Annotated in this window: 24 protein-coding genes; 13 read left to right on the forward strand and 11 right to left on the reverse strand. The window is 71.1% G+C overall.

The window, feature by feature from the left end:
- Positions 1-15: 15 nt before the first annotated feature.
- Complete coding sequence (locus B4V04_RS02895) at positions 16-1254, forward strand: mandelate racemase/muconate lactonizing enzyme family protein (protein WP_498229007.1); 1239 nt, start codon at positions 16-18, stop codon at positions 1252-1254.
- Between the two features lie 54 nt (positions 1255-1308).
- Here the strand turns inward: B4V04_RS02895 and B4V04_RS02900 are convergent, their stop codons facing one another.
- The 3 genes from B4V04_RS02900 to B4V04_RS02910 form a co-directional block, all read right to left on the reverse strand.
- Positions 1309-2094, reverse strand: coding sequence for a PHP domain-containing protein (locus tag B4V04_RS02900; RefSeq protein ID WP_498229009.1), 786 nt, complete (start codon positions 2092-2094; stop codon positions 1309-1311).
- Positions 2095-2153: 59 nt separating this feature from the next.
- Positions 2154-3326, reverse strand: coding sequence for an MFS transporter (locus tag B4V04_RS02905; RefSeq protein WP_498229011.1), 1173 nt, complete (start codon positions 3324-3326; stop codon positions 2154-2156).
- Between the two features lie 78 nt (positions 3327-3404).
- Positions 3405-4322 carry a PLP-dependent cysteine synthase family protein gene (locus B4V04_RS02910; protein ID WP_498229013.1) on the reverse strand — a complete coding sequence of 306 codons (918 nt, stop codon included), beginning with the start codon at positions 4320-4322 and terminating at the stop codon, positions 3405-3407.
- A 105-nt stretch (positions 4323-4427) separates the two neighbouring features.
- Here B4V04_RS02910 and B4V04_RS02915 point away from each other — a divergent pair, with 105 nt between their 5' ends.
- Positions 4428-4820 (forward strand): TlpA family protein disulfide reductase, encoded by a 393-nt coding sequence (locus tag B4V04_RS02915; RefSeq protein ID WP_498229015.1) that lies wholly within the window; start codon positions 4428-4430, stop codon positions 4818-4820.
- 28 nt (positions 4821-4848) lie between these two features.
- Here the strand turns inward: B4V04_RS02915 and B4V04_RS02920 are convergent, their stop codons facing one another.
- The 3 genes from B4V04_RS02920 to B4V04_RS02930 form a co-directional block, all read right to left on the reverse strand.
- The gene (locus B4V04_RS02920) at positions 4849-5424 is read right to left on the reverse strand and encodes a DUF7109 family protein (RefSeq protein WP_498229017.1); all 576 of its coding nucleotides are present in this window, start codon (positions 5422-5424) and stop codon (positions 4849-4851) included.
- A 3-nt stretch (positions 5425-5427) separates the two neighbouring features.
- Positions 5428-6645 (reverse strand): glycosyltransferase family protein, encoded by a 1218-nt coding sequence (locus B4V04_RS02925; RefSeq protein ID WP_498229019.1) that lies wholly within the window; start codon positions 6643-6645, stop codon positions 5428-5430.
- Between the two features lie 99 nt (positions 6646-6744).
- On the reverse strand, positions 6745-7929 hold the full coding sequence (locus B4V04_RS02930) for an MFS transporter (RefSeq protein ID WP_498229021.1): 1185 nt from the start codon (positions 7927-7929) through the stop codon (positions 6745-6747).
- A gap of 147 nt (positions 7930-8076) precedes the next feature.
- Between B4V04_RS02930 and B4V04_RS02935 the strand changes: the two genes are divergently transcribed.
- A complete protein-coding gene (locus tag B4V04_RS02935; RefSeq protein ID WP_008849790.1) occupies positions 8077-8247 on the forward strand; it encodes an HVO_0758 family zinc finger protein in 171 nt (56 codons plus the stop codon).
- 122 nt (positions 8248-8369) lie between these two features.
- Here B4V04_RS02935 and B4V04_RS02940 read toward each other — a convergent pair whose 3' ends face one another.
- Entirely contained in the window at positions 8370-9494 is a 1125-nt protein-coding gene (locus tag B4V04_RS02940) for an aldo/keto reductase (protein WP_498229023.1), read from the reverse strand.
- Positions 9495-9647: 153 nt separating this feature from the next.
- Here B4V04_RS02940 and dacZ point away from each other — a divergent pair, with 153 nt between their 5' ends.
- From dacZ to B4V04_RS02970, 6 genes are all read left to right on the forward strand, one after another.
- Positions 9648-10457: a diadenylate cyclase DacZ gene (gene dacZ / locus B4V04_RS02945; protein WP_144798926.1), complete on the forward strand. Its 810-nt coding sequence runs from the start codon at positions 9648-9650 to the stop codon at positions 10455-10457.
- A gap of 6 nt (positions 10458-10463) precedes the next feature.
- Positions 10464-11252, forward strand: coding sequence for a mechanosensitive ion channel domain-containing protein (locus B4V04_RS02950; RefSeq protein ID WP_498229026.1), 789 nt, complete (start codon positions 10464-10466; stop codon positions 11250-11252).
- A 110-nt stretch (positions 11253-11362) separates the two neighbouring features.
- Positions 11363-12022, forward strand: coding sequence for a GNAT family N-acetyltransferase (locus tag B4V04_RS02955; RefSeq protein ID WP_498229028.1), 660 nt, complete (start codon positions 11363-11365; stop codon positions 12020-12022).
- A 72-nt stretch (positions 12023-12094) separates the two neighbouring features.
- The gene (locus tag B4V04_RS02960) at positions 12095-14518 is read left to right on the forward strand and encodes a DEAD/DEAH box helicase (RefSeq protein WP_498229029.1); all 2424 of its coding nucleotides are present in this window, start codon (positions 12095-12097) and stop codon (positions 14516-14518) included.
- 58 nt (positions 14519-14576) lie between these two features.
- Positions 14577-15023: a phosphate-starvation-inducible PsiE family protein gene (locus tag B4V04_RS02965; RefSeq protein ID WP_498229031.1), complete on the forward strand. Its 447-nt coding sequence runs from the start codon at positions 14577-14579 to the stop codon at positions 15021-15023.
- Between the two features lie 81 nt (positions 15024-15104).
- On the forward strand, positions 15105-16643 hold the full coding sequence (locus tag B4V04_RS02970; protein WP_498229033.1) for a cryptochrome/photolyase family protein: 1539 nt from the start codon (positions 15105-15107) through the stop codon (positions 16641-16643).
- Positions 16644-16944: 301 nt separating this feature from the next.
- On the opposite strand, the gene mvaD is transcribed toward B4V04_RS02970, so the two are convergent.
- Positions 16945-17943 (reverse strand): phosphomevalonate decarboxylase MvaD, encoded by a 999-nt coding sequence (gene mvaD, locus B4V04_RS02975; protein WP_498229035.1) that lies wholly within the window; start codon positions 17941-17943, stop codon positions 16945-16947.
- 149 nt (positions 17944-18092) lie between these two features.
- On the opposite strand from mvaD, the gene B4V04_RS02980 reads away from it, so the two are divergent.
- Entirely contained in the window at positions 18093-18437 is a 345-nt protein-coding gene (locus B4V04_RS02980; protein WP_498229036.1) for a 2Fe-2S iron-sulfur cluster-binding protein, read from the forward strand.
- Positions 18438-18460: 23 nt separating this feature from the next.
- On the opposite strand, the gene B4V04_RS02985 is transcribed toward B4V04_RS02980, so the two are convergent.
- Entirely contained in the window at positions 18461-18781 is a 321-nt protein-coding gene (locus B4V04_RS02985) for an ASCH domain-containing protein (protein ID WP_498229038.1), read from the reverse strand.
- A 188-nt stretch (positions 18782-18969) separates the two neighbouring features.
- Between B4V04_RS02985 and pyrB the strand changes: the two genes are divergently transcribed.
- From pyrB to B4V04_RS03000, 3 genes are all read left to right on the forward strand, one after another.
- A complete protein-coding gene (gene pyrB / locus B4V04_RS02990) occupies positions 18970-19911 on the forward strand; it encodes an aspartate carbamoyltransferase (RefSeq protein ID WP_498229040.1) in 942 nt (313 codons plus the stop codon).
- Positions 19908-20366: an aspartate carbamoyltransferase regulatory subunit gene (gene pyrI, locus B4V04_RS02995; RefSeq protein WP_144798937.1), complete on the forward strand. Its 459-nt coding sequence runs from the start codon at positions 19908-19910 to the stop codon at positions 20364-20366. Before pyrB ends, pyrI begins: the two co-directional genes overlap by 4 nt.
- Positions 20367-20676: 310 nt before the next feature.
- Positions 20677-21537, forward strand: a complete 861-nt coding sequence (locus B4V04_RS03000; protein ID WP_498229042.1) for a hypothetical protein — start codon at positions 20677-20679, stop codon at positions 21535-21537.
- Positions 21538-21798: 261 nt separating this feature from the next.
- Here the strand turns inward: B4V04_RS03000 and B4V04_RS03005 are convergent, their stop codons facing one another.
- Together B4V04_RS03005 and B4V04_RS03010 are read right to left on the reverse strand one after the other, a co-directional pair.
- Entirely contained in the window at positions 21799-22542 is a 744-nt protein-coding gene (locus B4V04_RS03005; RefSeq protein WP_498229043.1) for a ThuA domain-containing protein, read from the reverse strand.
- A 101-nt stretch (positions 22543-22643) separates the two neighbouring features.
- Positions 22644-22820 carry a hypothetical protein gene (locus tag B4V04_RS03010; protein WP_498229045.1) on the reverse strand — a complete coding sequence of 59 codons (177 nt, stop codon included), beginning with the start codon at positions 22818-22820 and terminating at the stop codon, positions 22644-22646.
- Between the last annotated feature and the right edge of the window lie 48 nt (positions 22821-22868).

Here is a 22868-nt window from a genome sequence, read left to right on the forward strand (position 1 = left end):
AATGAATCGCCGACCATGAGCCGAAACTACGAGTCGCTCCACGACCCGAACGCGGAGTACACGATGCGGGAGCTCTCCGCCGAGACGATGGAGGTCACGGGCTCGCGCGGCGGCGGCCGCGACGTCGAGATCACGGACGTCCAGACGACGATGGTCGACGGGAACTTCCCGTGGACGCTCGTCCGCGTCTACACCGACGCGGGCGTCGTCGGCACCGGCGAGGCGTACTGGGGCGCCGGCGTCCCGGAGCTGATCGAGCGCATGAAGCCGTTCGTCGTCGGCGAGAACCCGCTCGACATCGACCGGCTGTACGAACACCTCATCCAGAAGATGTCGGGCGAGGGCTCGGTCGAGGGCGTCACCGTCACCGCGATCTCCGGGATCGAGGTCGCGCTCCACGACCTCGCCGGGAAGATCCTCGACATCCCCGCCTACCAGCTGCTCGGCGGGAAGTACCGCGACCGGATGCGCGTCTACTGCGACTGCCACACCGAGGAGGAGGCCGACCCCGACGCGTGCGCCGACGAGGCCGAGCGCGTCGTCGACGAGCTCGGCTACGACGCGCTGAAGTTCGACCTCGACGTCCCCTCGGGGTTAGAGAAGGACCGCGCGAACCGCCACCTCCGCCCCGGCGAGATCCGTCACAAGGCGGAGATCGTCGAGAAGGTCACCGAGCGCGTGAAGGACAAGGCCGACGTCGCCTTCGACTGCCACTGGACGTTCTCGGGCGGCTCCGCGAAGCGCCTCGCGGAGGCCATCAACGATCACGACGTGTGGTGGCTCGAGGACCCCGTGCCGCCGGAGAACCTCGAGGTGCAAGAGGAGGTCACCAAGAACACGACCACGCCGATCGCGGTCGGCGAGAACCGCTACCGCGTCACCGAGCTGCGCCGGCTCATCGAGAACCAGGCGGTCGACATCGTCGCCCCCGACCTGCCGAAGGTCGGCGGGATGCGCGAGACCCGCAAGATCGCGGACGTGGCGAACCAGTACTACGTCCCGGTGGCGATGCACAACGTCGCCTCGCCGGTCGCGACGATGGCGGCGACGCACGTCGGCGCCGCGATCCCGAACTCGCTGGCGATCGAGTACCACTCCTACGAGCTCGGCTGGTGGGAGGACCTCGTCGAGGAGGACGTCATCGAGGACGGCTACATCGAGGTGCCGGAGGAGCCGGGCCTCGGTGTCACGCTCGACATGGACGCCGTCGAGGCGCACATGGTCGAGGGCGAGACGTTGTTTGACCCGGCGTAGCCGGGTCAGGCTCGGCCGACGCAGTCGGCCGGTGTTCGACTGAGCGAAGCGAAATCAAGCCTCCGCGACGACCTCGTCGAGTCGGACCGGGTCGAGTCCCCGCCGGTCCAGTTCCGCCTCGATCTCGCGGAGCCGGGGCGCGATCTCGTCCGGCTCGTGGCTGTCGGTCCCGACGGTCACCCGGACGCCGGCGTCGACGAGCCGGTCGAGGAACGCCGGGGCGGGGTGAAACTCCCCGTAGTCGTCGAGCAGCCGACCGGCGTTGATCTCGGGAACGGTCCGCGACTCCCGGAGCGCGTCGGCGACCGCCGCGTACTGCTCTTCGGTCGCGAACCCGCGGAGGTGCGGGTTCCGCTCGATCAGGTCCGGGTGCGCGGCGATCGCGAACAGCTCCGAGTCGACCAGCGCCACCAGCTTCTCGAAGTACCGCTCCACGAGCGCCCGTCGCTCCGACTCGGGCTTGTCGGCGAAGTGGGAGCGCGCGTGCACGTTCGCGCCGTCGAGTTGGTGGACGCTCCCGACCGCGTAGTCGAAGTCGGCCTCGGCGAGGAAGTCGCCTATCGCCGCCTCGTGTGCGGGGTCGTAATCCATCTCCGCGGCGTCGAACACGTCGATCGCGGCGTCCTCGCGGACCGCCTCGATCGCCGTCCGGCGTCGCTCGTACGTCAGGTCGAGGTTGAATCCGAGCGCGCGCCTGTACCGCTTCGCGCCGGCCTCGGGCGAGACGTTGCAGTGGTCCGCGAACCCGATCCCGTCGAGGCTCGCGTCCGCGGCGGCGTCCACCATCCACCGCAGGAACGCCCCGTCCGAGTAGTTCGTGTGGGCGTGGTAATCGTGCACGCGGGGTCGTAGGTCGCGCGCCGACTCGTAGCTTCTGGTCGGCGAGCGCCGTGGGAGACTCAGTACCCCGTTCCCAGCGCCGCGTTCGCGACGAGCACGGCGAACGTGACGCCGAACAGGGCCGCCAGGATCGCGAAGGAGACGCCCCAGCCGAACAGGTCGGCCGCGAGCCCGACGCCGAAGGAGCCCGCGGAGCCGACGACGGTGTAGACGGTCCGAACGAGCCCGAACCCGGCGCCGCGCTCCGCGTCGCTCAGCGCGTCCATGAACCGCGGGTCGATCGCCGAGAAGAAGCTCGCGCCGGAGCCGGCCAGCAGCACCGCGACGGCGACGCCGGCGAGTCCGGGGCCGAAGACGAAGGCGGCGGTGCCGACCGCGCCCGCCAGCATCGCCCCGCCGATGGCGGCGTCGCGACCGACGCGGTCCGAGAGCCGCCCCAGCGCGACCTGCGCGACCGCCCTGACGACGAAGAACGCGGAGAAGACGCCGGCGGCGAACGACGGCGAGTACCCCCGGAACTCGACGAGGAACGTGGGGAGGAACGACATCACGCCCTGGACGACGTACGTGCCGGTCATCGCGATGAAGAGGGGGAGGAGGATGCTCGGCCGCGAGAGGAGCTCGACGAGCGGCGCGACCGCGAACCGGTCCCGCATCGGCTGGTCGGGGCGGCGCGGCTCGGTCGGGCGGACGCGCCACGCGAACAGCAGGAACACCGGCGCGCCGACCAGCGCGGCCAGCGCGACCGCGGGGCGCCAGCCGTATCGGACGCCGACCCAGGCCGCGGCGACCGGCGCCACGAGCCCGGCGAGCGGACCCCCCGCGGAGTGGAGCCCGAACGCCGTGCCGATGTCGTCGAAGGTCCGCGAGAGCAGCGTCGTCGCCACCGCGTAGTGGAGCCCGGCGACGAGACCGAGGAGCACCGCCGCCAGCACGAACAGGGGAAAGACGGGAGCGAAGGCGAGCACCGCGCTCATCGCCGCGGTCCCGCCGACGGCGACGAGGATCACTTTCCGCTCGCCGTGGCGGTCCGCGAGCACGCCGCTCGGGAACTGGGCGGCGCCGTACGCCAGCCACATTCCGGAGAGCGCGATCCCGATGGCGGTGTTCGACACCCCGAAGTCGTCGACGATCAGCGGGACGACCGGGCTGATCGCCAGCCTGGCGAAGTACGTCACCAGGAACGCGAGCATGCACAGCGACAGCACCGTGTGACGGTACTGCCAGCTCATCCGCCTGTCACTGAGACGGAGTCGGTTCGGTCGGGGGTCAACGCTTTCGATCCCGGACGGCGCCGCGGTCGGCGAGAGTCACTCGTCGAACGTGCCGGCCGAGAGGTACCGCTCGCCGCTGTCCCAGAACACGGTGACGACGAGGGGCTCGTCGCCCTCGTACGCGCCCGACTCGCGGAGTTCGGCCGCGACGTCCTTCGCGGCGAGGTTCGATGCGCCCGAGGACTGCCCCACGAGGAGCCCCTCCTCGCGGGCGAGCCGGCGGCACTCCGTCTCCGCGTCGTCGATGTCGACCGCGTGGACCTCGTCGATGAGGTCGACGTCGAGGTTCGGGGCGACGAACCCCGGCCCCATCCCCTGGAAGCGGTCGACGCCCGGCTCGCCGCCGGAGAGGACGGCGTTGTCGCTGGGCTCGACCGCGTCGATCCGGACGTCGGGGAAGGCCTCGCGGAGTCGCCGACCGATTCCGGAGAGGGTGCCGCCCGTTCCGACGCCGGCGACGAGCGCGTCGACGGTCCGGTCGCCGACCTGCTCGACGACCTCCGGGCCGGTCGTCTCGTAGTGGGCGCGGGGGTTCGCGGGGTTCTCGAACTGGCGGAGCTGGACCATCCCGGCCTCGGCCTCAAGCTCGTCGGCGCGCTCCTTGGCCGCGGAGATGTCGCCGTCGACGAGGTCGACGTCGGCGCCGTACGCGCGCATGAGCCGGCGGCGCTCCATCGACTTGCCGTCCGGCATCACGAGCGTCACGTCGTACCCCTTCACGGCGCCGACCATCGCCAGCCCGATGCCGGTGTTGCCCGACGTGGGCTCGACGATCCCGTCGCCGGGCTCCAGCTTCCCGGACTCCTCGGCCGCCTCGACCATGTACCGCGCCGGGCGGTCCTTCGCGGAGCCGCCCGGGTTGCGCGACTCGACCTTCGCGGCCACCGTCGTCCCCGGCGGCGAGTCGACCCGCACCAGCGGCGAGCCGAGCCCCTTCAACACGTCGTCGTCCATTGACCGAACGAACGGGGTCGTCACTCAAATGCCCGACGGAACGCGGCAAGACGCGCGGTTGCCACCGACGCGCCGTTTACAAGGGCTGCCGGCGTATCGGTGGGTATGACGCTCGAAACGCTCGCGCCCGACGAGGCCGGCGCGGCCGGCGGCGACGCGCTCGACGACGAGGTCCTGGCGGCGCTCGGGGCCGGCGACTACCGATTCAAGGTGTGGGGCGGCGACTGGTGCGGCGACTGCCAGCGGCAGCTCCCCGCGTTCGCGGCCGCGCTCGACGCGGCCGGGGTCCCTAGAGACCGGATCGAGGACTTCCCGGTCACGAAGGGACCGAACGGGAAGGAGGGCGAAGGGGTCGAGGCGTACGGAATCGAGCTGATCCCGACCGTCGTGGTCGAGAGCGCCGACGGCGAGGAGCTCGCCCGCTTCGTCGAGGAGGCGGACGTGTCGATCGCCGAGTTCCTCGCGCGAGAGCTCGCCGAGGCCGAGGCGAGCGCCTGAGCCCGAAGCGGATCGCTTTTTAAAAGGCTCAGGCGTCGAGTTCGGCGACGATCCGCTCGCGGATCGGCTCGGCGTCCACGGGCGCCCACGCCTCGATGTCGTAGGTCACGTCGGCGAGGACCTCCAGCCGGTCGGCGTCGCCCTCGCCGATCGCCGCGACCGCGTCCTCGGAGAGGCGTTCCAACACCGCCTCCGAGAGCGCCTCGCGGTCCACGCCGCGCTCGGGCACGTCGAGGATGTGCGGGAGGTCCGCCGCGTCCTCGGGCAGCGACGGGAACGCGGCGGGCCCGACCGCGAGGGCGACGTCGTCGGCGTCGAGCCCCTCGTCGGGGTCGGCGACCGCCGCGTTCCCGTCGCCGGCCTCGTCGAGCGCCCCCGGCGGCGCCGGCACCAGGGCGTACTCCGCGACGGCGACGTCGATCGCGGCGGCGATGGCGTCGTCGTCGACCTCCGTTCGCTGTTTGAAAGCGAGCTCCGAGAGCGCTCGCGAGAGCTCCGCGCGGGTGAGCCAGTCGAACAGGTCGACGACGCCGGCGAGGTCGTCGCGGGCGGCCACGCTGGGCTCGCTCGCCGCGGCGCCGTCGGAGCCGGTCCCATCGGTCATCCGTCAGTCCTCCCCCGGCGCCGGGTCGGGGAGTGGGTCCGTCGGCGGTCGATGGCCGTTCGCGCGGACGTCGGCGTCGGCGAGCGCCCGGGCGGTTCGAGTCGCGTCGTCTCCCAGTCCGCCGGCCGCCGCGGCGAGGTCGGCCCGGGCCGCGTCGGCGACCTCGGCCGGCGTGACCGGCGCGTCGCGCCACGCCGGGAGCCGGGTGTCCGGTCCCGGCTCGCCCAGCGCGTCGGCGTACGTCGCCACCTGCGAGCGCTCGCCGTCGCGGTCGTAGTCGAGGCCGTTGAACGCGGCGTCGGTCTCGTAGCCGGCCATGACACGCTCGGCCGCCTCGCGGTAGCGGTCGGCGAGCCCGTCGTAGTCGACGGCGACACCGCCCTCCTCGACCGCGCGGAGGGTCGCCTCCCCGACCGCGCGGCTCATGTCGGCGAGGCCGGTCGGGCCGTCGACGGAGCGGTGGTCGTGCTCGTAGCGGCCCAGGTCGACCTGCGCGCTCCCCGCGAAGCCGGCGTGCGCGTACGCCTCGCCGAGCGTTCCGGCCTCCAGTCCCCAGCCGCGCTGGACGCGGAGCCTCGAGACGAGGTCGGTCGTCGCCGCGAACTCCCCGGCGAGCGCGTACCGGAACGACTCGAGGTACTCGAGCACGCCCGCCTCGCGGCGCTCGGTGGCGTCGGCGAGCGCGCGGACGAGCGGCCGGAAGAACAGCCGGAACAGCCGGCCGTACAGCGCCCCGTCCTCGACGCGGGCGTAGTACCCCTTCGAGAAGGAGTGCCCGTTCGCGACCGGGAACAGCAGTCGGTTGACGAACGCCGGCGAGTACGTCTTCGTGTCGGCGTCGTGGACGACGACGTACTCCTCCTCCAATGCCCGGCCGAGGCCGAGCCACACGTCCCGGCCCTTCCCGCGTTCGCCGTCGAGCCCCCGGTCGGCGAGCAGTTCTGAGAGGCGGGGACCGCCGCACCACAGCGTCTCCACGTCGATGTCGAAGCCGGCGAGCCAGCGGGCGAAGGGACCGACGCGCTCCGGCGGGGCTCGGAGGGGAACGATCACCCGTGCGGGGGCGACCGTCTCCAGCGCCGAGAGGACGCGCTCGGCCGCGAGCGTGCCGTACTCGCGCTCCGTCATCGGCACCACGACCGCCGCCCGGCCGGTGGGGGCGTCCGGCCGGTGGTCGGTCAACGCGTGCAGCGTCGTCACGCGCTCTTGGACGTACTCCATTATCACCGTACAGGGGCGGGACGCCCTAAATAGGTGCGATACCCGTGGCGCGTGCCGACACACGCGGGGCGGGCGGAGCGACCGCGCCCCGCGCGACGCTCACGCCGCCGAGTCCGCGCCCGCCGCGCCGCCCGGGACGCGACCCATGCGCTCCAAGGCGGCGTAGGAGACGACGACCGCGCCGAGCCCCCCGGCGAGCGCGAGGAAGACGGCGTCGTAGGCGACGCCGGCCTCGATCGTCTCGCCGACGGCCCACGACCCCGCCGCCTGCGTCGACATCATACCGGCGGAGTAGACCGCGTACGCCGACGCCCGGGACCCGTCCGGCAGCGACGCCAGCAGGAAGGTGTCCATCGCGGGGAACAGCATGTGGATGGCGAAGCCGACGGCGACGCTGGCGGCGACGACGGCGGCGAGGCCGGAGGCCGCGACGACGGCGACGACGCTGACGAGGAACGCCGTCACGATCCCGAGGATGTAGGGCACGTGGGGGAGCCGGTCGGCGAGGTCGCCGGAGACGAGGAAGGCGGGGACGCCGGCCGCGAAGATCACCGTCAGGAGGTTCCGGGCGGTCGCCGGCGGGAGCCCCTTGTCGATCATGTACAGCTCGTAGAAGTTGAACAGGCCCTGCCAGACGAAGCCCGTGAGCCCCATCAGCACGACGGCCGTCAGGATGAGCTTCCACTCGGAGAGCGCGCCGCGGACGAAGTCGGTGTCGCCCGCGCCGGCGTCGGGGAGGTCCGTCCGGGCGGCGAGGAGGACGAAGGCGACGGTCGTCGCGGCCGCGGCGAGCGCGAGCCCGTAGAAGGCGAGCCGCCAGTCGTACCACAGCGCGACCGTGATCACCGGCGCGGCGGCGACTGCGGCGAGCTGGCTCGCGGTGCCGTGGACGCCCATCGCGCGGCCGACGCTGTCCGGGAACAGCTCGGAGACGAACGGGTTGGCGGCGACGAAGTAGACGCCGGAGGCAAGGCCGATCGCGAAGGCGGCCGCCATCAGCGTCGGCACGCCCGGCGCCAGCGCGACGCCGAGCGCGCCGAGCGTCAGCATCGCTCCCGAGACCAAGATTACGAGGCGACGGGAGAACCGCGTGAGCGCCCACCCGGCCGGGAGCCGCGGGGCCGCCGACCCGAGCCACGCGAGCGTGACGATGAGTCCGGCGGTCCCCTCGCCGATCGCGAACTCGCCGATGAACGCCCCGACGAGGGGCGCGAACACGACGCGCGCGAAGTTGACGAGGAAGACGAGGGCGCAAAGCGATCCGAACAGCCGGGTCCGTGTCACGGACGGTCTTCACGACGCCCGGAGACAAGCGTTGCGAAAGCGAGGCGCCGCGGGAGGCCATCGCATGTCGGACCCCGGTGACGGGGCGTCCCCGTCCGACTCGCGTCGTACGGGGTTTTTATACCCACACGTAACTAACCGGAAGATATGAAATCGACGCGAAAGGGACTCCGCGACGGCGACCTGTTCAAGGACACGTACGAGCGCCTGAACTGCGCCGACTGCGAGAAGGTGCTGAAGAAGCAGAACGACCCCGACGAGGTGTTCTCCGTCCGGGTCTGCCCCGAGTGCGAGGCCACGTTTAAAGAACTGCGCTGAGACGAGGCAACGTCGCCGAGCGCTCGCCGACCCGACCGCCCCGGTCTCCGTTCGTCCCCCTCCGTCCGATTCTCCCCCGCGTTCGGTACTCCCCCTACCCCCGCCACCGAGGAGCGTCGCGCTCACTCGAAGACGGCGTCGAACGCCGACGCGCCGAGCGGGTCGAACGTCCCGGCGGCGACGTTCTCGCGCACGTGGGCCGGGTCGCTCGCGCCGACGAGCGACGAGGTGACGCCCGGCGCGCTCCGCGCGAAGTTGAGCGCGCGCTGGGCGGGCGTCTCGCCGGCGAGCGTCGCGTCGACGTCGGTCGGGATCGCGCCCTCGTTCGCGAGTTCTCCCTGCCCGATGCTCGCGCTCGTCACCACGGAGAGCCCGGCCTCGTGGGCGAACTCCAGCGTCGAGACCGGATCGCGATCCGAGTCGACACCGGCGTCGCCCCCGGGCGGTCGCTGGTTCCGCCGCGTGAACGCGTCCGCCATCGCGACGTTGAAGGGGAGCTGTATCGCCTCGAACCCGTGGTCGTCCTCGGGGCCGACCGCCTCGCCGGCGGCCTCGGCCCGCGCGAGGACCTCGGCGAGCGAGAGGTATCGCTCGTCGCCCTCGGGGACCCTGAACGCGTCCCACGTCGCGACGCCGTACGCCCCGACGTCGCCGGCGACGCGACGGCGTTCGAGGGCCTCGAAGGCGGCCTCCAACCGGTCGTACACCGCCTCGCGTGAGCGGGTCGCGAGCTGCGTCTCCGGGTTGTGGACGTAGTAGCAGTCGATCGCGTCGAGCCCGAGCCGGTCGAGCGAGCGGTCGAGCGACCACTCCAGGTAGCCGGGCACGATGGCGTGGGCGCCGTTCGCGAGCTCGTCGGCGTCGACGATCCCCGTCGCGAGGTAGCGGTCGCGGACGAACGCCGCGGGGTCGTCGGGGCGCTCGCCGTCGAACGGGAGGAAGCCCCCCTTCGTCGCGACGACGACGGCGTCGCGGTCGATCGGGGAGTCGCGGACCGCTTCGCCGACGACGCGCTCGGCCCGCCCGCAGCGGTAGTTGACCGCGGTGTCGACGTGGTTCACCCCGGAGCGGAGCGCGAGCCCGATCGCCTCGCGGGAGGCGTCGTCGACCGCGGCGGTCGGCTCGCCGAGGTAGGTGCCGATCCCGACGCTGGAGACCACGCCCGGCCCGAAGCGCCGGAAGTACGTCCGCCCGAAGGCGTCGCCGAACCGGTCGCGGTACGCCCAGAGCGCGTCGCTGGTCGCCATGTTCGTCCGACGGGTGGCGGCGCGCGGGGAAAAGTCGCGCGGCGTGCGGCGGGCGGTGAACGGCCGGTGGTCGTTTCTCGCGGCTGTAACGTGTCGGACGCTCGAACGACGACGACACAACGACTATACGTCGTCCGGGAGTCGTCTCGGACAATGGCCTCGCTCACCGACCACCTGTCCGACCTGGTCGAGGACGCCGACGCGGTGCTCCTGTTCTCGCCGACGAGCTCGTTTCACGACCGGTTCGAGGACGGCGACACGGAGATCGTCGTCGTCGCCCCCGACAACGACGTCGACGCCGACACGTTCGTCGAGCTCCCCCTCCCGTTCGACAACGTGAAAGACCGGATCCGGTTCGGGATCGAGGGCTCGATGGACGCCGACCTCGTCTCCGAGGGCGACGAGGTCGTCTGCATCGCGAGCGTCTTCGACGGGGGGTCGGACGCGGTGATCCGGGTCACCGTCGACGAGACGGTCCACACCGGGATCTACGACCTGTTCGTCAACTCCCGGGCCGAGCCGAGCGTCATCCGCGACGTGTTCGAGGTCGCGATCGAGCTCGGCCAGAAGGGGCAGAAGGGGAAGCCGGTGGGCGCGCTGTTCGTCGTCGGCGACGCGGGGAAGGTGATGAACAAGTCGCGCCCGCTGTCGTACAACCCCTTCGAGAAGTCGCACGTCCACGTCGGCGACCCCATCGTCAACGTGATGCTCAAGGAGTTCTCGCGGCTCGACGGCGCGTTCGTCGTCTCCGACTCCGGGAAGATCGTCTCCGCGTACCGCTACCTCGAGCCGGGCGCGGAGGGCGTCGACATCCCGAAGGGGCTCGGCGCGCGCCACATGGCCGGCGGGGCGATCACCCGGGACACGAACGCGACCGCGATCGTGCTCTCGGAGTCCGACGGGCTCGTCCGGGCGTTCAAGGCGGGCGAACTCGTCTTGGAGATCGATCCGGAGGAGTACTGACCACCCATGATCGCGGCACAGAACGCGTTCAGGGAGTTCGCGGCGAGGGTCCCCGACAGGCTGTGGCTCGCCCTGTTCGTGATCGTCGTCGGGCTGGTCTTGGCGTACGTCGTCGGGGTGATCAACCGCCGGCTGCTGACCCGCGCCGGCGTGCCGGAGGCGATCGAGGGGACCGCGTTCGAGCGGACCGTCCGCGAGTTCAACACGTCGACGGTGCGGATCTTAGCGCAGCTGTCCAGCTACTTCATCGTCGCCGTCGCGGTCATCGTCGCCCTCACCGTCGCCGAAGTCAACTACCTCGACCGGTTCTGGTCCTCGGTCGCCTCCTTCCTCCCGCGCCTGTTCGTCGCCGTGCTCGTCATGATCGTCGGGGTCGTCGTCGGCGACAAGGCGGAGCTGATCGTCGCGGAGCGGCTCCGCGGGATCAAGCTCCCCGAACTCGGCGTGTTGCCGCCGCTCGTCAAGTACAGCGTCGTGTACGTCGCCGCGCTGGTCGCGCTCGGACAGGTGGGCGTGCAGACGCTCGCGCTGATCGTGCTGCTCGCGGCGTACGCGTTCGCGGTCGTCCTCTTCGCCGCGCTGGCGACGAAGGACCTCGTCGCCAGCGCGGCCGCCGGCGTGTTCCTCCTGCTCCGGCAGCCCTACAGCGTCGGCGACGAGGTGAAAGTCGCCGGCGAGCGCGGCATCGTCCAGGAGGTCGACCTGTTCGTCACGCACATCGAGGCCGACGGGGAGGACCACGTGATCCCGAACCACTCGGTGTTCCGCGACGGGATCGTCCTGATCCGGGAGTGATGGTCGCCGAGTCGGGGTCGGCCCCCGATCCAGGCGTCGAGTCACCGACCGTTCCCACGCCGTGGGAGTAGCTATCACGATATAACCGGCCGGGGGACCGAGACACGACCATGAGCCACGACGACGCCGTCGCCTGCGAGGGGTGGGACGGGAGCGAGTGCGAGGGCACGGTCCACTGCCCGCCGCGGTGTCCGCGGTTCGTCGATAAGGAGGGCGCCCGGTGGACGGTCCGGCCCGCCGTCCGGGAGGACGCCGCCGCGCTCGCCGAGATGTACGAGGGGTTCGACACCGCGGACCGCGCGCAGGGGCTCCCCCCGGTGACGCGGGACCGCCGGGCGGAGTGGATCGAGTCGATGCTGCGCGAGGGGAGCAACGTCGTCGCCGAGCGTGACGGCGAACTGTTCGGCCACGCGATGTACACGCCGACGGACGCGGCGCGTCCCGAACTCGCCGTCTTCGTCCACCCGACGACCCAGGGACGGGGGGTCGGGACCGAGCTCTGCCGGCACGTGATCGCGGACGCCGCTGCCGCGGACCGCGAGGGGATCGAACTCCACGTCGAGAGCGGGAACCGCGTCGCGCGTCGCGTCTACCGGAGGGTCGGCTTCGAACTCGCCGAGCGGCGCGGCGACCTCCGGATGGAGCTCGACCTCGACGACCCGGTCGCGATCGAGGTGCGCTGGCCGCCGCTCGTGCGAGAGGGTCCGGCGGCGCCGGCCGCGGAGGAGCCGCCCGCCGCCGGCCGCTCTCCCGCGCCGGCCGACGACTGACCGGTCCGCACTCCCGGATCGATTTCGGCGACCACAACCGTTAGGCCCGCCCGTCCCCACGAACCGATAGCCGTGGAGGACGCCATCGAGTGGCTGCGGAACCGACCGTTCTACGAGGGACAGATCGCGGAGCACCGCCGCCTCCCAGCCCGCGAGCCCGCCTTCGGCGACGTCGACCTCGCGCCCCGGATGGCCGACGCGCTCGCGAAGGACGGAATCGATCGACTCTACCGCCACCAGGCGGACGCGATCGAGGCGGTCCGCGGCGGCGACGACGTCGTGCTCGCCACCGAGACCGCGAGCGGGAAGTCGCTCGCGTACACCGTCCCCGCCTTCGAGGCCGCGATGGACCGCGGGGGCCGGACACTCTACGTCGGCCCGCAGAACGCGCTTATCGCCGACCAAGAGGAATCGCTCTCGGAGCTCGCCCACGGGCTCGGCTTCGGGAGCGGCGTCTCCGTCGCGTCGTACACGGGCCGGCTCTCGCGGTCGGAGAAGCGGGACGTGCGCGACCGCGAACCGACCGTCCTCCTCTCGAACCCAGACATGCTCCACTACGCGCTGCTGCCGTACGCGGGGCGGCTGTGGGAGTGGTTCTTCTCGTCGCTGGAGTACGTCGTGATCGACGAGGTCCACAGCTACCGCGGCGTGTTCGGCTCGCAGGTCGCCATGACCCTCCGTCGGCTCGCGCGGACCTGCGAGCGGTTCGGGTCGAGCCCCCGGTTCGTCTGCTGCTCGGCGACGATAAACAACCCCGTCGAGCACGCCGCGGCGGTGACCGGGCGCGACCCCGACGAGATCGCCTTGATCGACGAGGACGCCTCGGGGCGGGGGCCGCGCGACTGGGTGCTGTGGAACCCCCCGGAGTACGACGACGACTGGCAGGAACGCGGGAGCGGCCGCCGGAAGTCGAGCCACACGGAGAGCAAGCGGCTCTTCTGTGACCTCGTGGCCGCCGGCGCCCAGACGCTGGCGTTCACGCGGGCGCGGCAGACCGCCGAGCAGTACGCGACCGACAGCGCGAGCGACCTCCGGGACCGCGGCGAGCGCGAGTTTGCGGGGAAGGTGGGCGCGTACCAGGCCGCGCTGACGGACGAGCGCCGTCGGGAGATCGAGGCCGACCTCCACTCGGGGGAGCTCCGCGGCGTCTGGTCGACGAGCGCGCTGGAGCTCGGCGTCGACGTCGGCGGGCTCGACGCCGTGATCCTCGACGGCTACCCCGGCACGCGGATGTCGGCGTACCAGCGCGCGGGGCGGGCCGGGCGCGGCGACGACCCCGCCCTCGTCGTGATGGTGGGCGGCGAAGACCAGCTCGACCAGTACCTGATGAACAACCCGGCCGACTTCTTCGAGGCGCCGCCGGAGGACGCGATCTGCGACCCCGAAAACGGCCAGCTGCTCCCCGGCCACGTCGCCTGCGCGGCCGACGAGAGCTGGCTCTCCCCGGACGACGAGCGCTTCTTCGGCGAGACCTTCCCGGGCGTCGTCGCCGACCTGACCGACGGGGGCGTCCTCGACAGGCGGGAGACCGCCGACGGGGTGCGATGGACCCACGCCGGGCCGTCGAGCCCGCAGCAGTCCGTGAGCCTCCGGACCGTCGGCGACCGGGAGATCGACCTGATCGACTCCTCGCGGAACGAGACGGTCGCCTCGCTCGGCTTCGGCGACGCCCTGCGCGACGCCCACCCCGGCGCCATCTACCACCAGCAGGGGCGCACCTACGAGGTGACGGAGCTGGACCTCGACCGCGACGTCGCCGAGCTGCAGTCCTCCTGGGCCGACTACTACACGCGACCGCTCACGGACAAGGACATCGTCGTGAACGGGGACCTCGCGGAGCGGGAGCTCGCGGCGCGCCCCGACGTCCCGGTCCGGTTCGCGGACGTGACCGTCACGGAGCAGATTACGGGGTTCGTCCGGAAGGACGCCAAGACCGGCGAGTCGCTCGGGGAGTCGACACTGGACCTCCCGGAGACGACGCTGCGGACGAAGGCCCTCTACTTCCCGGTGCCGGCCGACCTTGAGTCGGAGATGCGCGCGATCGGGAGTCGCGAGACCGATGGCGGAGGCACGGAAGCGGCGACCGACGGCGGGGAGGAGACCGGCCAGGAAGACGAGAACGAGTCCGCACCGGACGGCGAGTACGCCTTCAACGGCGGGATCCACGCGGCCGAGCACGGGATCATCTCGCTGTTCCCGTTCCACCTGCTCTGCGACCGCGCCGACGTGGGCGGCATCTCGACGCCGTACCACCCGCACACCGACGCGCCCGCGGTGTTCGTCTACGACGGCTACCCCGGCGGGGTCGGGCTCACGCGCCGCGGCCACGAGCGGATCGAGGAGCTGATGGCCCGCACCGCGCGGCTCATCGACGGCTGCGACTGCGAGGGCGGCTGTCCGGCCTGCGTCCAGTCGCCCCACTGCGGCAACGCCAACGACCCGCTCGCGAAGGCGCCGGCGGTCCGCCTGCTGGAGGCGCTGACGACCGGCGGGTAGGTGCGAACGGGCGACGGGTAGGCAAAAACGACTTGCCGTCCCCGCGCGAGGAGAATCCATGGCGGTCGATCTCGAAGACGCGACGGAGCCGGCCGCGGTGGCGATGGAGTGGCTGGTGCTCGGCGCCGCCTACTTCCTCCTCCTGTTGTTCCTCATCGGCCTGTTCGACCTCTTCCTGTCGCTGTACGGGCTCGTCGTCAGCGGCGCGATCGCCGATCCGATCGCGGTCGTCGGCCTGCTCGACAGCGTCCTCCTCCTCCTGATAATCGTCGAGGTCCACCGCACGCTCGTCGCGTACGCCAAGGGCGAACCCGTCCTCAGGATCGTCGTCAGCGCGTCGATCATCGCGGTCGCCCGTAGCGCGATCAGCTTCCGGCTGGAGGATTACGGCACGGGGCAGGAGACGGTGCTCGCGGCGCTCGCGATAGCGGTGCTGGTCCTCTCGCTCACCGTCGGCTACTTCCTCCTCGATCGGGTGGACATCCCCGGGCGTCCGGAGCTGTGAGCCGGCCTCGGGCGGCGCCGTAACGGTCGGCTCCGCGACCGCCGCCGGTGCTTTCACGGTCCTCGCACCCGTGCCGATCCCATGGAGCTGTTCTGGCACCGACGGGACCTCAGGCTCGCCGACAACGTCGGGCTCGCGGCCGCCGCCGACCGGGGCGAGGCCGCCGGCGTCTTCGTCTTCGACGACGACGTCCTCGCGCACGCGAGCGACGTGCGGGTCCGCCGCCTGCTCGACGGGCTCGCGGCGCTGCGGGAGGGCTATCGCGACCGCGGCAGCGACCTCCTCGTCGCCCGCGGCGATCCCGAGGCCGTCCTCCCCGAGCTGGCCGAAGCCCTCGGCGCCGACCGCGTCGTCTGGAACCGGGACTACTCCGGGCTCGCTCGCGAGCGCGACGCCGCGGTCCGGACGGCGCTCAACGAGGTCGATATCGAGCGCGAGGCGCACCACGACGCGGTGCTGCACACCCCGGACTCGATCCGTACGAACGCCGGCGACCCGTACTCGGTGTACACCTACTACTGGCGGAAGTGGACCGACCGCGAGACCGACCCGCCGGCGCCGACGCCCGAGGCGAGCGACCTCGTCGCCGCGGACGCGCTGGCGGCGGCGCTGGGGAGCGACGCCGGCGCGCTCGCCGACGGGGGCGTCGCGACCGACCGCGTCGCCGTCGGCGACCTCCCGTCGCCGGCGGACTTGGGGTTCGCGGAGCCAGACGCCGACGTCGGCCCGGCCGGCACGGAGGCCGCGCGCGAGCGGCTCGACGCCTTCCTCTCGGAGGCGGTGTTCTCGTACGACGCGGAGCGCGACTACCCCGCTCGCGAGGCGACCTCACGCCTGTCGGCGTTCCTGAAGTACGGCGAGATCGGGGTGCGAGAGGTGTACGAGGCGACCGAGCGCGCGACGGCCGCGGCGGCGGAGCGGGCCGCGGGCGACGCGGGATCCGGGGAAGACGGCGGCGGCGATAGCGGAGACGACGAGGGACCCGTCGCCGCGGTCGAGGAGTACCAGCAGCAGCTCGCGTGGCGGGAGTTCTACACGCAGGTGTTGTACCACAATCCGGAGGTGGTGACGGCGAACTACAAGGAGTACGAGGAGGGGATCGAGTGGCGCGACGACCCCGAGGAGATCGCGGCGTGGAAGCGCGGCGAGACGGGGCACCCGATCGTCGACGCCGGGATGCGCCAGCTCCGCGAGGAGGCGTTCATGCACAACCGCGTGCGGATGATCGTCGCCTCCTTCCTCACGAAGGACCTGCTCGCCGACTGGCGGCACGGCTACGACCACTTCCGAGAGAAGCTCGCCGACCACGACACCGCCAACGACAACGGCGGCTGGCAGTGGGCGGCCTCGACGGGGACCGACGCGCAGCCGTACTTCCGCATCTTCAACCCGATGACGCAGGGAGAGAGGTACGACCCGGACGCTGAGTACATCAGGGAGTACGTCCCCGAGCTCCGGGGCCTCGACGCCGATCTGATCCACGAGTGGCACGAGCTGTCGCCGACGCAACGCGGGAACGCCGCGCCGGAGTACCCCGCGCCGATCGTGGATCATTCCGAGCGACGCGAGGAGGCCCTGGCGATGTACAAGCGAGCGCGCGGTGAAGACCCGGAGGAATAAGCGGACAGCAATCGAGTCGGTGCTCACGTCACGGCGGTCAATTCTATACCCCCGGCAGTTCGTTTATAAATAGTTGTCAGCCGGCCGGCGGTGACTACTTCCAAATTACTGGCCGCTCGCTCATAAATAGGTGATTGCGGATCAGGGGAGAACGTCTCCGAAGCCCGCCTCGCACCGCAACGGCACCTCACGCCTCCCCAGCCTCGTCGCTGGCGGCTGCCGCCGCCAGCGACTCCCTCGCGCGTGCGACTCGCGCCCTTCGGGCGCTCGGCGGCACGCGCCACCGCACCGCGATTTCTATTTAAAACAGCGCCTCGCTCTCGTCGAGGACGCGCGCCGGGCCGCCGACCTCCCAGACGTCGGTGTCGATGCCGATCTCGGCGATCCGGCTCTCGACCTCGTCGGCGTGGTCGGCGAGCGTGTTCACGTACACCGACGCGCCGGTGTCCGTCGAGAAGTAGACGGGGACGCCCTCCTCGCGGAGCTCGCGGACCGCGTTGAACACGGCGATCGTCTCGGGCTGCCAGTACACCCAGCCCGCGGGGCCGGTCATCGTGGTGGCCGTCAGGGAGAGCGAGTCGTGCTCGGCGGTCTCGAAGATCCGGTCGAAGTCGCCGTCGCGGAGCGCGTCAGTCATCTCGACCAACTGGTCCTGCACGTGGGCGGTCCGCGCCTGCATCATGTGGCTCGCGGCGGCCTCGCGGTGCGCCTCCTCCGTCTCCTTGTACGCGGGGACGTGCGCGGCGACGATCCGGAGGTCCTCCTCGGGGTCGAACCCGTCCTCGCTCACGCCCACGTCGAGCCGGTAGGAGCGACAGTCCTCGTCGTTGAGCCCGGCGTCGAGCCGGGAGTAGGCGCCGGTGACGGCGCGGGCGGCGGAGGAGGAGCCGCGGCGGGCTATCGTGGAGACCTCCGGGAGCGTGAGATCGAGCCCCGCGGCCTCGACCAGCGCGAGCGCGGCGGCCGCGAAGCCGGACGAGGAGGAGCCGAAGCCGATGTTCGACGGGAAGGAGTTCTCGCTCTCCAGCCGGACGGCGGCGTCGACGCCGGCCAGCTCGCGGACGTGGTCGACGACCATGTCGATTCGCTCCGCGGCGCGCCCGTCGACCGCCTCGCCGCCGATGACGTAGGCGTCCTCGCTCGCGTCGGGCTGCCACTCGACGGTCGTCGTCGTCGCGGTCGGGGCGGTACAGAGGCTGATGCTGTCGTGGTACGGGAGCCGGAGCTCCGGGTCGCGCATCCCGTGGTACTTGACGAGCCCCTGGATCGGGTGGGCTCGCGCGGTGGCCTTCTCGGTCATACCTCGGGAAGCGTCCGGCGGGGGATTAGTCGTTGCGATGGGCGGGAGCCGAGTCTGTCGTCGACCGCCGCTCGCCTCCAATTCGGTCCCCGCGACGGCGACGCGATCGAGGGGAACCCTTTTTGATTGGTGGGCGGGTACTCCGCGCCATGACAGAGTACACCGTCGAGTTCGTCGGCACCGGCGAGACGATCGAGGTGGCCGACACGGAGACGGTCCTCAGCTCCTGCATCGAGGAGGGGATCGCCCAGGAGTACTCCTGCCGCGTCGGGATGTGCCTGGCCTGCTCCGCCGAGATCGTCGAGGGCGAGGTGACCCAGCCCGCGGCCCGCGGACTCACCGACGAGGAGGCCGAGGAGTACGCGCTCACCTGCATGGCGCGGCCGCAGTCCGACCTGAAGCTGAACCGCGGGAAGTACCCGCCGAGCATCGAGGACGAAGAGGCGACCGACGGGGGCCGCGCGGGCGACGGAGCGGCCGCGGACGACGACTGAGTCGTCTCGCTCTCTCTGCCTCCCTACTCGTCGACGCGCTCGAACCGGTGACGAACCACGTCGGCGTCGTCGTCCCAGTCGAAGCTCCCGCCGTGCGCGCGGACCATCCGCTCCTTGTACGCCTCCAGCGACGGCGACCCCTCCCGCTTCGCGTCGGCGTCGGTCATGTCCCCGAGGGTGCGCTCGGTGACCGCGGTCAGTTCGAAGGTCACGCCGTCGATCTCGAACGTGTCGCCCGCCTCGCCGTACCGATTCCCGCGGTGGAGCTGCGTCACGTCGCCGTCGAGCGCGGCCTGTTCGACGCGGTCGTTCGGGAGCAGGTCGGCCGGATCGTTCTCGGACATATCCGTGGGTTAGGCGCGGATCCGTTTATAAGCGATGCCGCCGTTCGTCGAGGGAGAGAGACGTGTTGACGCGGCTCGCGTTCTGCGAATCTCGAAGCCTTCGTCCGCGGCGATCACCACGGACGTGGACACCCGCGTTGGTGCCCAAGCCGAGGGATTCAAGACCGTTCCAATCCCCTTCTCCGACAATGCGTCAGGACCACCTCATCACCGCGACGCAGCTCTCGCGGGATGACATCGAGGCGGTGCTCGACCGGGCCCGGGAGGTCGCCGACGACCCCGCCGCCTACGCGAACCGGCACGCAGGGCGCGTGCTCGCGCTCTGCTTCTTCGAGCCGAGCACCCGCACCCGGATGAGCTTCGACAGCGCGGCCAAACGCCTCGGCATGGACACCGTCGACATGGGCGACGTCGACTCCTCGTCGGTCTCCAAGGGTGAGTCGCTCTCGGACACCGTCCGAGTCATCGAGGGCTACGCCGACGCGCTGGTCCTCCGGCACCCGAGCGAGGGCGCGGCGACGCTGGCCGCCGAGCACGTCTCCGTGCCCGTCGTCAACGCGGGCGACGGCGCCGGGCAACACCCCTCGCAGACCCTCCTCGACCTCCACACGATCCGGGAGAACCACGGGCTCGACGACCTCACGGTCGGGATCATGGGCGACCTGAAGTACGGCCGCACGGTCCACTCGCTGGCGGCGGCGCTCACCGAGTTCGACGCCAACCAGCACTTCATCAGCCCGGAGTCGCTGCGGCTCCCGCGCTCGGTCCGGTTCGACCTCCACGAGACCGGCGCGCAGGTGCGCGAGCACACCGACTTGGAGGAGGTGCTCGGCGAGCTCGACGTGCTGTACGTCACCCGGATCCAGAAGGAGCGGTTCCCCGACGAGAACGAGTACCACCGCGTCGCCGGCGAGTACCGGATCGACGCCGAGACGCTCGAGGACGCCGCCGACGACCTCACCGTCATGCACCCGCTCCCGCGCGTCGACGAGATCGCGCCCGACGTCGACGAGACGGACCACGCCCGTTACTTCGAGCAGGCGCACAACGGGATCCCGGTGCGGATGGCGCTGCTGGACACGCTCATGGAGAACGCCGAGGCCGACGAGGGGGTGGAGGCGGACCGATGAGCGACCACGAGCTCCGCGTCTCGAAGATCCGCGACGGCACCGTGATCGACCACGTCGAGGGCGGGCAGGCGCTCAACGTGCTGGCGATCCTCGGTATCGACGGCTCCGAGGGGTTCGGCGTCTCGGTCGGGATGAACGTCCCCTCGGACCGGCTCGGGCGCAAGGACATCGTGAAGGTCGAGGAGCGGGAGCTCTCGCAGTCCGAGGTCGACGTGCTCTCGCTCATCGCGCCCGAGGCGACGATCAACATCGTCCGGGACTTCGAGGTCGTCGAGAAGAACCGGGTGACGCGTCCCGACTCGGTGACCGGCGTGCTCTCGTGTCCGAACCGCAACTGCATCACGAACGCGGACGAGCCGGTCGAGACCCGGTTCGACGTCGTCGCCGACGGCGTCCGCTGCGACTACTGCTCGACGATCCTGCGCGCCGACATCGCCGAACACATCGACGTCTGAGCCGCGCGGAGTCCGGTGGTTTTCTCGCACGCGGCGCACGGATGCGTCCGACGCTCCGGTAGGTTTTAGCGCCCGCCGCTCGATAGGTCGAGCATGAGCAAGAAAGCGAAGCTCGTCGTCGTCCTGTCCCTCGTCGCGCTCGCGTACTTCCTGTTCGCCGGCGACAAGGAGCCGGTGACCGTCGAGTAGCGACCGAGTCCCCGTCGACCGACCTCGCACCGACCGACGACCACCTCCGTTCGTTCGCCTCTCGCGGTCATCCCGCGGCGGATGCCCGCCGTTTTTATCCCACACGCGCCTAGCGACTGGTATGTACGGGGTCGTCACGCGCAACGCCGACGAGGTCGAGATGGAGCCGTTCGACCTCGGCTTCTACGAGGTGAAAGACGTCACGGGGCGCGCGGCCGCGCCGCTCCCGAACGCGGTGAACATGGTGTCGTGTTTCGGCGACAACGCCGCGGCCGCCGAGAACCCGGACCTCGTCCCCGTCGACGAGCGCGGCGAGCCGGCGACCCGCGACCGCGACTACTTCGACTGGGCGTACATCTGCCCGACCCACCCGGAGTACCGCGAGGGCCTGCTGGAGATCATCGAGGACTGCGCCGCCGAGAGCGACGACGTGCGCCTCGACGACGTGGGGTTCCCGCGCGAGGGATTCTGCCGATGCGACCGCTGCGAGCGGCTGTTCGCCGAGAGCGACCGCGACCGGTGGGCGGAGTGGCGCGCCGACGTCATCACCGAGTTCGTCGCCGACGCCGCCGAACTGGTCCCCGGCCGCGTGCTGCTCACGCTGTACCCCGACCCGTATCCCGGCCACCTCCGGGCGCGCGCCGGCCTCGACCTCGACCGGCTCGCCGAGCACGTCGACGAGTTCGTCGTCCCGCTGTACGACACCGAGTACGCGACGACCTACTGGCTGGAAACGATCGCTCGCGGCTTCCGGACGCGGCTCGGCGGCGACTACGACGTCCACGGCGCGCCGCCGGAGACGCCGTTCTCGCTGGAGCTGTACGCGGTCGACGTCGCCGTCGACGACCTGATCCACGCGACCGAGGTCGCCGAGACGTACGCGAAGGACGTGTTCTTCGGCTACGACGCCAACAACGCGGCCGCCGCGCTCCGCCGGAAGGACGCCGACGGGCGCGACGGCGAGGTCCACCGCCCGGACTGACCGATCGCGAGCGCGGAGTCCGCGCCGAGCCGACGGCCTTGCGAACGAGGGTTTATATACCGTCGCGGCCGACGCCTACTCGACCGGCCGCCGGCGCGCGACACACCGGTCGTCTCGCGTTCGCGCGAGGCGGTCGCCTTTCAACGTCCGCGCCGTAGCGGCGGTCGCCCTACAGCCGCGAGCCGCCGGCTCGTCGGTTCCGTAGGGCGGTCGCCGTCGAGGCCGCTCGCCGCCAGGCCGCCCGCCGTCGAGGCCGCCCGATCAGTGGACCGTCCGGTCGTCGCTCGTGTCGATCTCCTCGATCGGGTCGGCGTTGCCGAACTCCGGGTTCGGACCGTCGCCCGGTTCCGCCCAGTCGACCGCGTTCCGGAGCACCCGTCGGACGTCGTCGTTGTAGTAGACCGGGTACGTCTCGTGGCCCGGCCGGAAGTAGAACACCTTGCCGTTGCCGCGACGGTAACAGCAGCCGGAGCGGAACGTCTCGCCGCCGGCGAACCAGGAGTTGAACACGAGCGTGTCGGGCGCGGGAACGTCGAACCGCTCGCCGTACATCTCCGCCTCCTCGACCTCGATGTACTCGCCGATCCCGTCGGCGATGGGGTGGCTCGGCTCGATCGCCCAGAGCCGCTCGGTCTCGGCGGCCTCCCGCCACTTCAGCGAGCAGCTCGTGCCCATCAGCCGCTTGAAGATCTTCGAGTAGTGCGCGGAGTGGAGCACGAGGAGGCCCATCCCGTCGAGCACGCGCTCGTGGACGCGGTCGACGACCTCGTCGCGCACCTCGTCGTGGGCGGCGTGGCCCCACCAGGTGAGCACGTCGGTGTCGGCTAACACCTCCTCGGTGAGCCCGTGCTCCGGCCCCTCGTCGAGCGTGGCGGTGCGGACCTCGTGGCCCGCCTCCTCGAAGATCTCCGCGAGGACCGCGTGGATCCCGTCGGGGTAGACATCGGCGACGACGTCGCTGTCGCGCTCGTGGCGGTACTCGTTCCAGACCGTGACGCGTGCCATACCGTCCCTGCTCTCCGAATCGACTTGTAGGATCGTATCCGGAGCGGCGGAGCGACGGAGCGACGGGCCCGACCGAGATGCGACGTGGACCCGTCCGACGCCTACTCGGTCTGCCACTCGATGAACTGCTCGAATCCGTACGTGACGCCGAGAAAGCCGACGGCGAACACGAACCAACGGAAGACGTCGAACGTCCCCGTAAAGGCGAGCACGTTGAACACGTACGATAACGACGCGCCGACGAACGAAGCCACGTAGAGGGTACGGCGGTTGGTCATGGCGTGTATCCCGCCGGAGCCGCGTTAATTGTTTTCAAATTACTAACT

Source organism: Halorubrum sp. B52 (assembly GCF_059752555.1).

Excerpts from the sequence above, each read along its gene's own strand:
- B4V04_RS02895 (WP_498229007.1), top strand. The coding sequence starts at position 16 with ATGAGCCGAAACTACGAGTCGCTCCACGACCCGAACGCGGAGTACACG.
- B4V04_RS03005 (WP_498229043.1), bottom strand. The coding sequence starts at position 22,542 with ATGGCACGCGTCACGGTCTGGAACGAGTACCGCCACGAGCGCGACAGC.
- B4V04_RS02980 (WP_498229036.1), top strand. The coding sequence starts at position 18,093 with ATGACAGAGTACACCGTCGAGTTCGTCGGCACCGGCGAGACGATCGAG.
- B4V04_RS02940 (WP_498229023.1), bottom strand. The coding sequence starts at position 9,494 with ATGGCGACCAGCGACGCGCTCTGGGCGTACCGCGACCGGTTCGGCGAC.
- B4V04_RS02965 (WP_498229031.1), top strand. The coding sequence starts at position 14,577 with ATGGCGGTCGATCTCGAAGACGCGACGGAGCCGGCCGCGGTGGCGATG.
- B4V04_RS02925 (WP_498229019.1), bottom strand. The coding sequence starts at position 6,645 with ATGGAGTACGTCCAAGAGCGCGTGACGACGCTGCACGCGTTGACCGAC.
- pyrI (WP_144798937.1), top strand. The coding sequence starts at position 19,908 with ATGAGCGACCACGAGCTCCGCGTCTCGAAGATCCGCGACGGCACCGTG.
- B4V04_RS03010 (WP_498229045.1), bottom strand. The coding sequence starts at position 22,820 with ATGACCAACCGCCGTACCCTCTACGTGGCTTCGTTCGTCGGCGCGTCG.
- dacZ (WP_144798926.1), top strand. The coding sequence starts at position 9,648 with ATGGCCTCGCTCACCGACCACCTGTCCGACCTGGTCGAGGACGCCGAC.
- B4V04_RS02920 (WP_498229017.1), bottom strand. The coding sequence starts at position 5,424 with ATGACCGATGGGACCGGCTCCGACGGCGCCGCGGCGAGCGAGCCCAGC.
- B4V04_RS02910 (WP_498229013.1), bottom strand. The coding sequence starts at position 4,322 with ATGGACGACGACGTGTTGAAGGGGCTCGGCTCGCCGCTGGTGCGGGTC.
- B4V04_RS02935 (WP_008849790.1), top strand. The coding sequence starts at position 8,077 with ATGAAATCGACGCGAAAGGGACTCCGCGACGGCGACCTGTTCAAGGAC.
- B4V04_RS02970 (WP_498229033.1), top strand. The coding sequence starts at position 15,105 with ATGGAGCTGTTCTGGCACCGACGGGACCTCAGGCTCGCCGACAACGTC.
- pyrB (WP_498229040.1), top strand. The coding sequence starts at position 18,970 with ATGCGTCAGGACCACCTCATCACCGCGACGCAGCTCTCGCGGGATGAC.
- B4V04_RS02955 (WP_498229028.1), top strand. The coding sequence starts at position 11,363 with ATGAGCCACGACGACGCCGTCGCCTGCGAGGGGTGGGACGGGAGCGAG.
- B4V04_RS02915 (WP_498229015.1), top strand. The coding sequence starts at position 4,428 with ATGACGCTCGAAACGCTCGCGCCCGACGAGGCCGGCGCGGCCGGCGGC.
- B4V04_RS02985 (WP_498229038.1), bottom strand. The coding sequence starts at position 18,781 with ATGTCCGAGAACGATCCGGCCGACCTGCTCCCGAACGACCGCGTCGAA.
- B4V04_RS02905 (WP_498229011.1), bottom strand. The coding sequence starts at position 3,326 with ATGAGCTGGCAGTACCGTCACACGGTGCTGTCGCTGTGCATGCTCGCG.
- mvaD (WP_498229035.1), bottom strand. The coding sequence starts at position 17,943 with ATGACCGAGAAGGCCACCGCGCGAGCCCACCCGATCCAGGGGCTCGTC.
- B4V04_RS03000 (WP_498229042.1), top strand. The coding sequence starts at position 20,677 with ATGTACGGGGTCGTCACGCGCAACGCCGACGAGGTCGAGATGGAGCCG.
- B4V04_RS02950 (WP_498229026.1), top strand. The coding sequence starts at position 10,464 with ATGATCGCGGCACAGAACGCGTTCAGGGAGTTCGCGGCGAGGGTCCCC.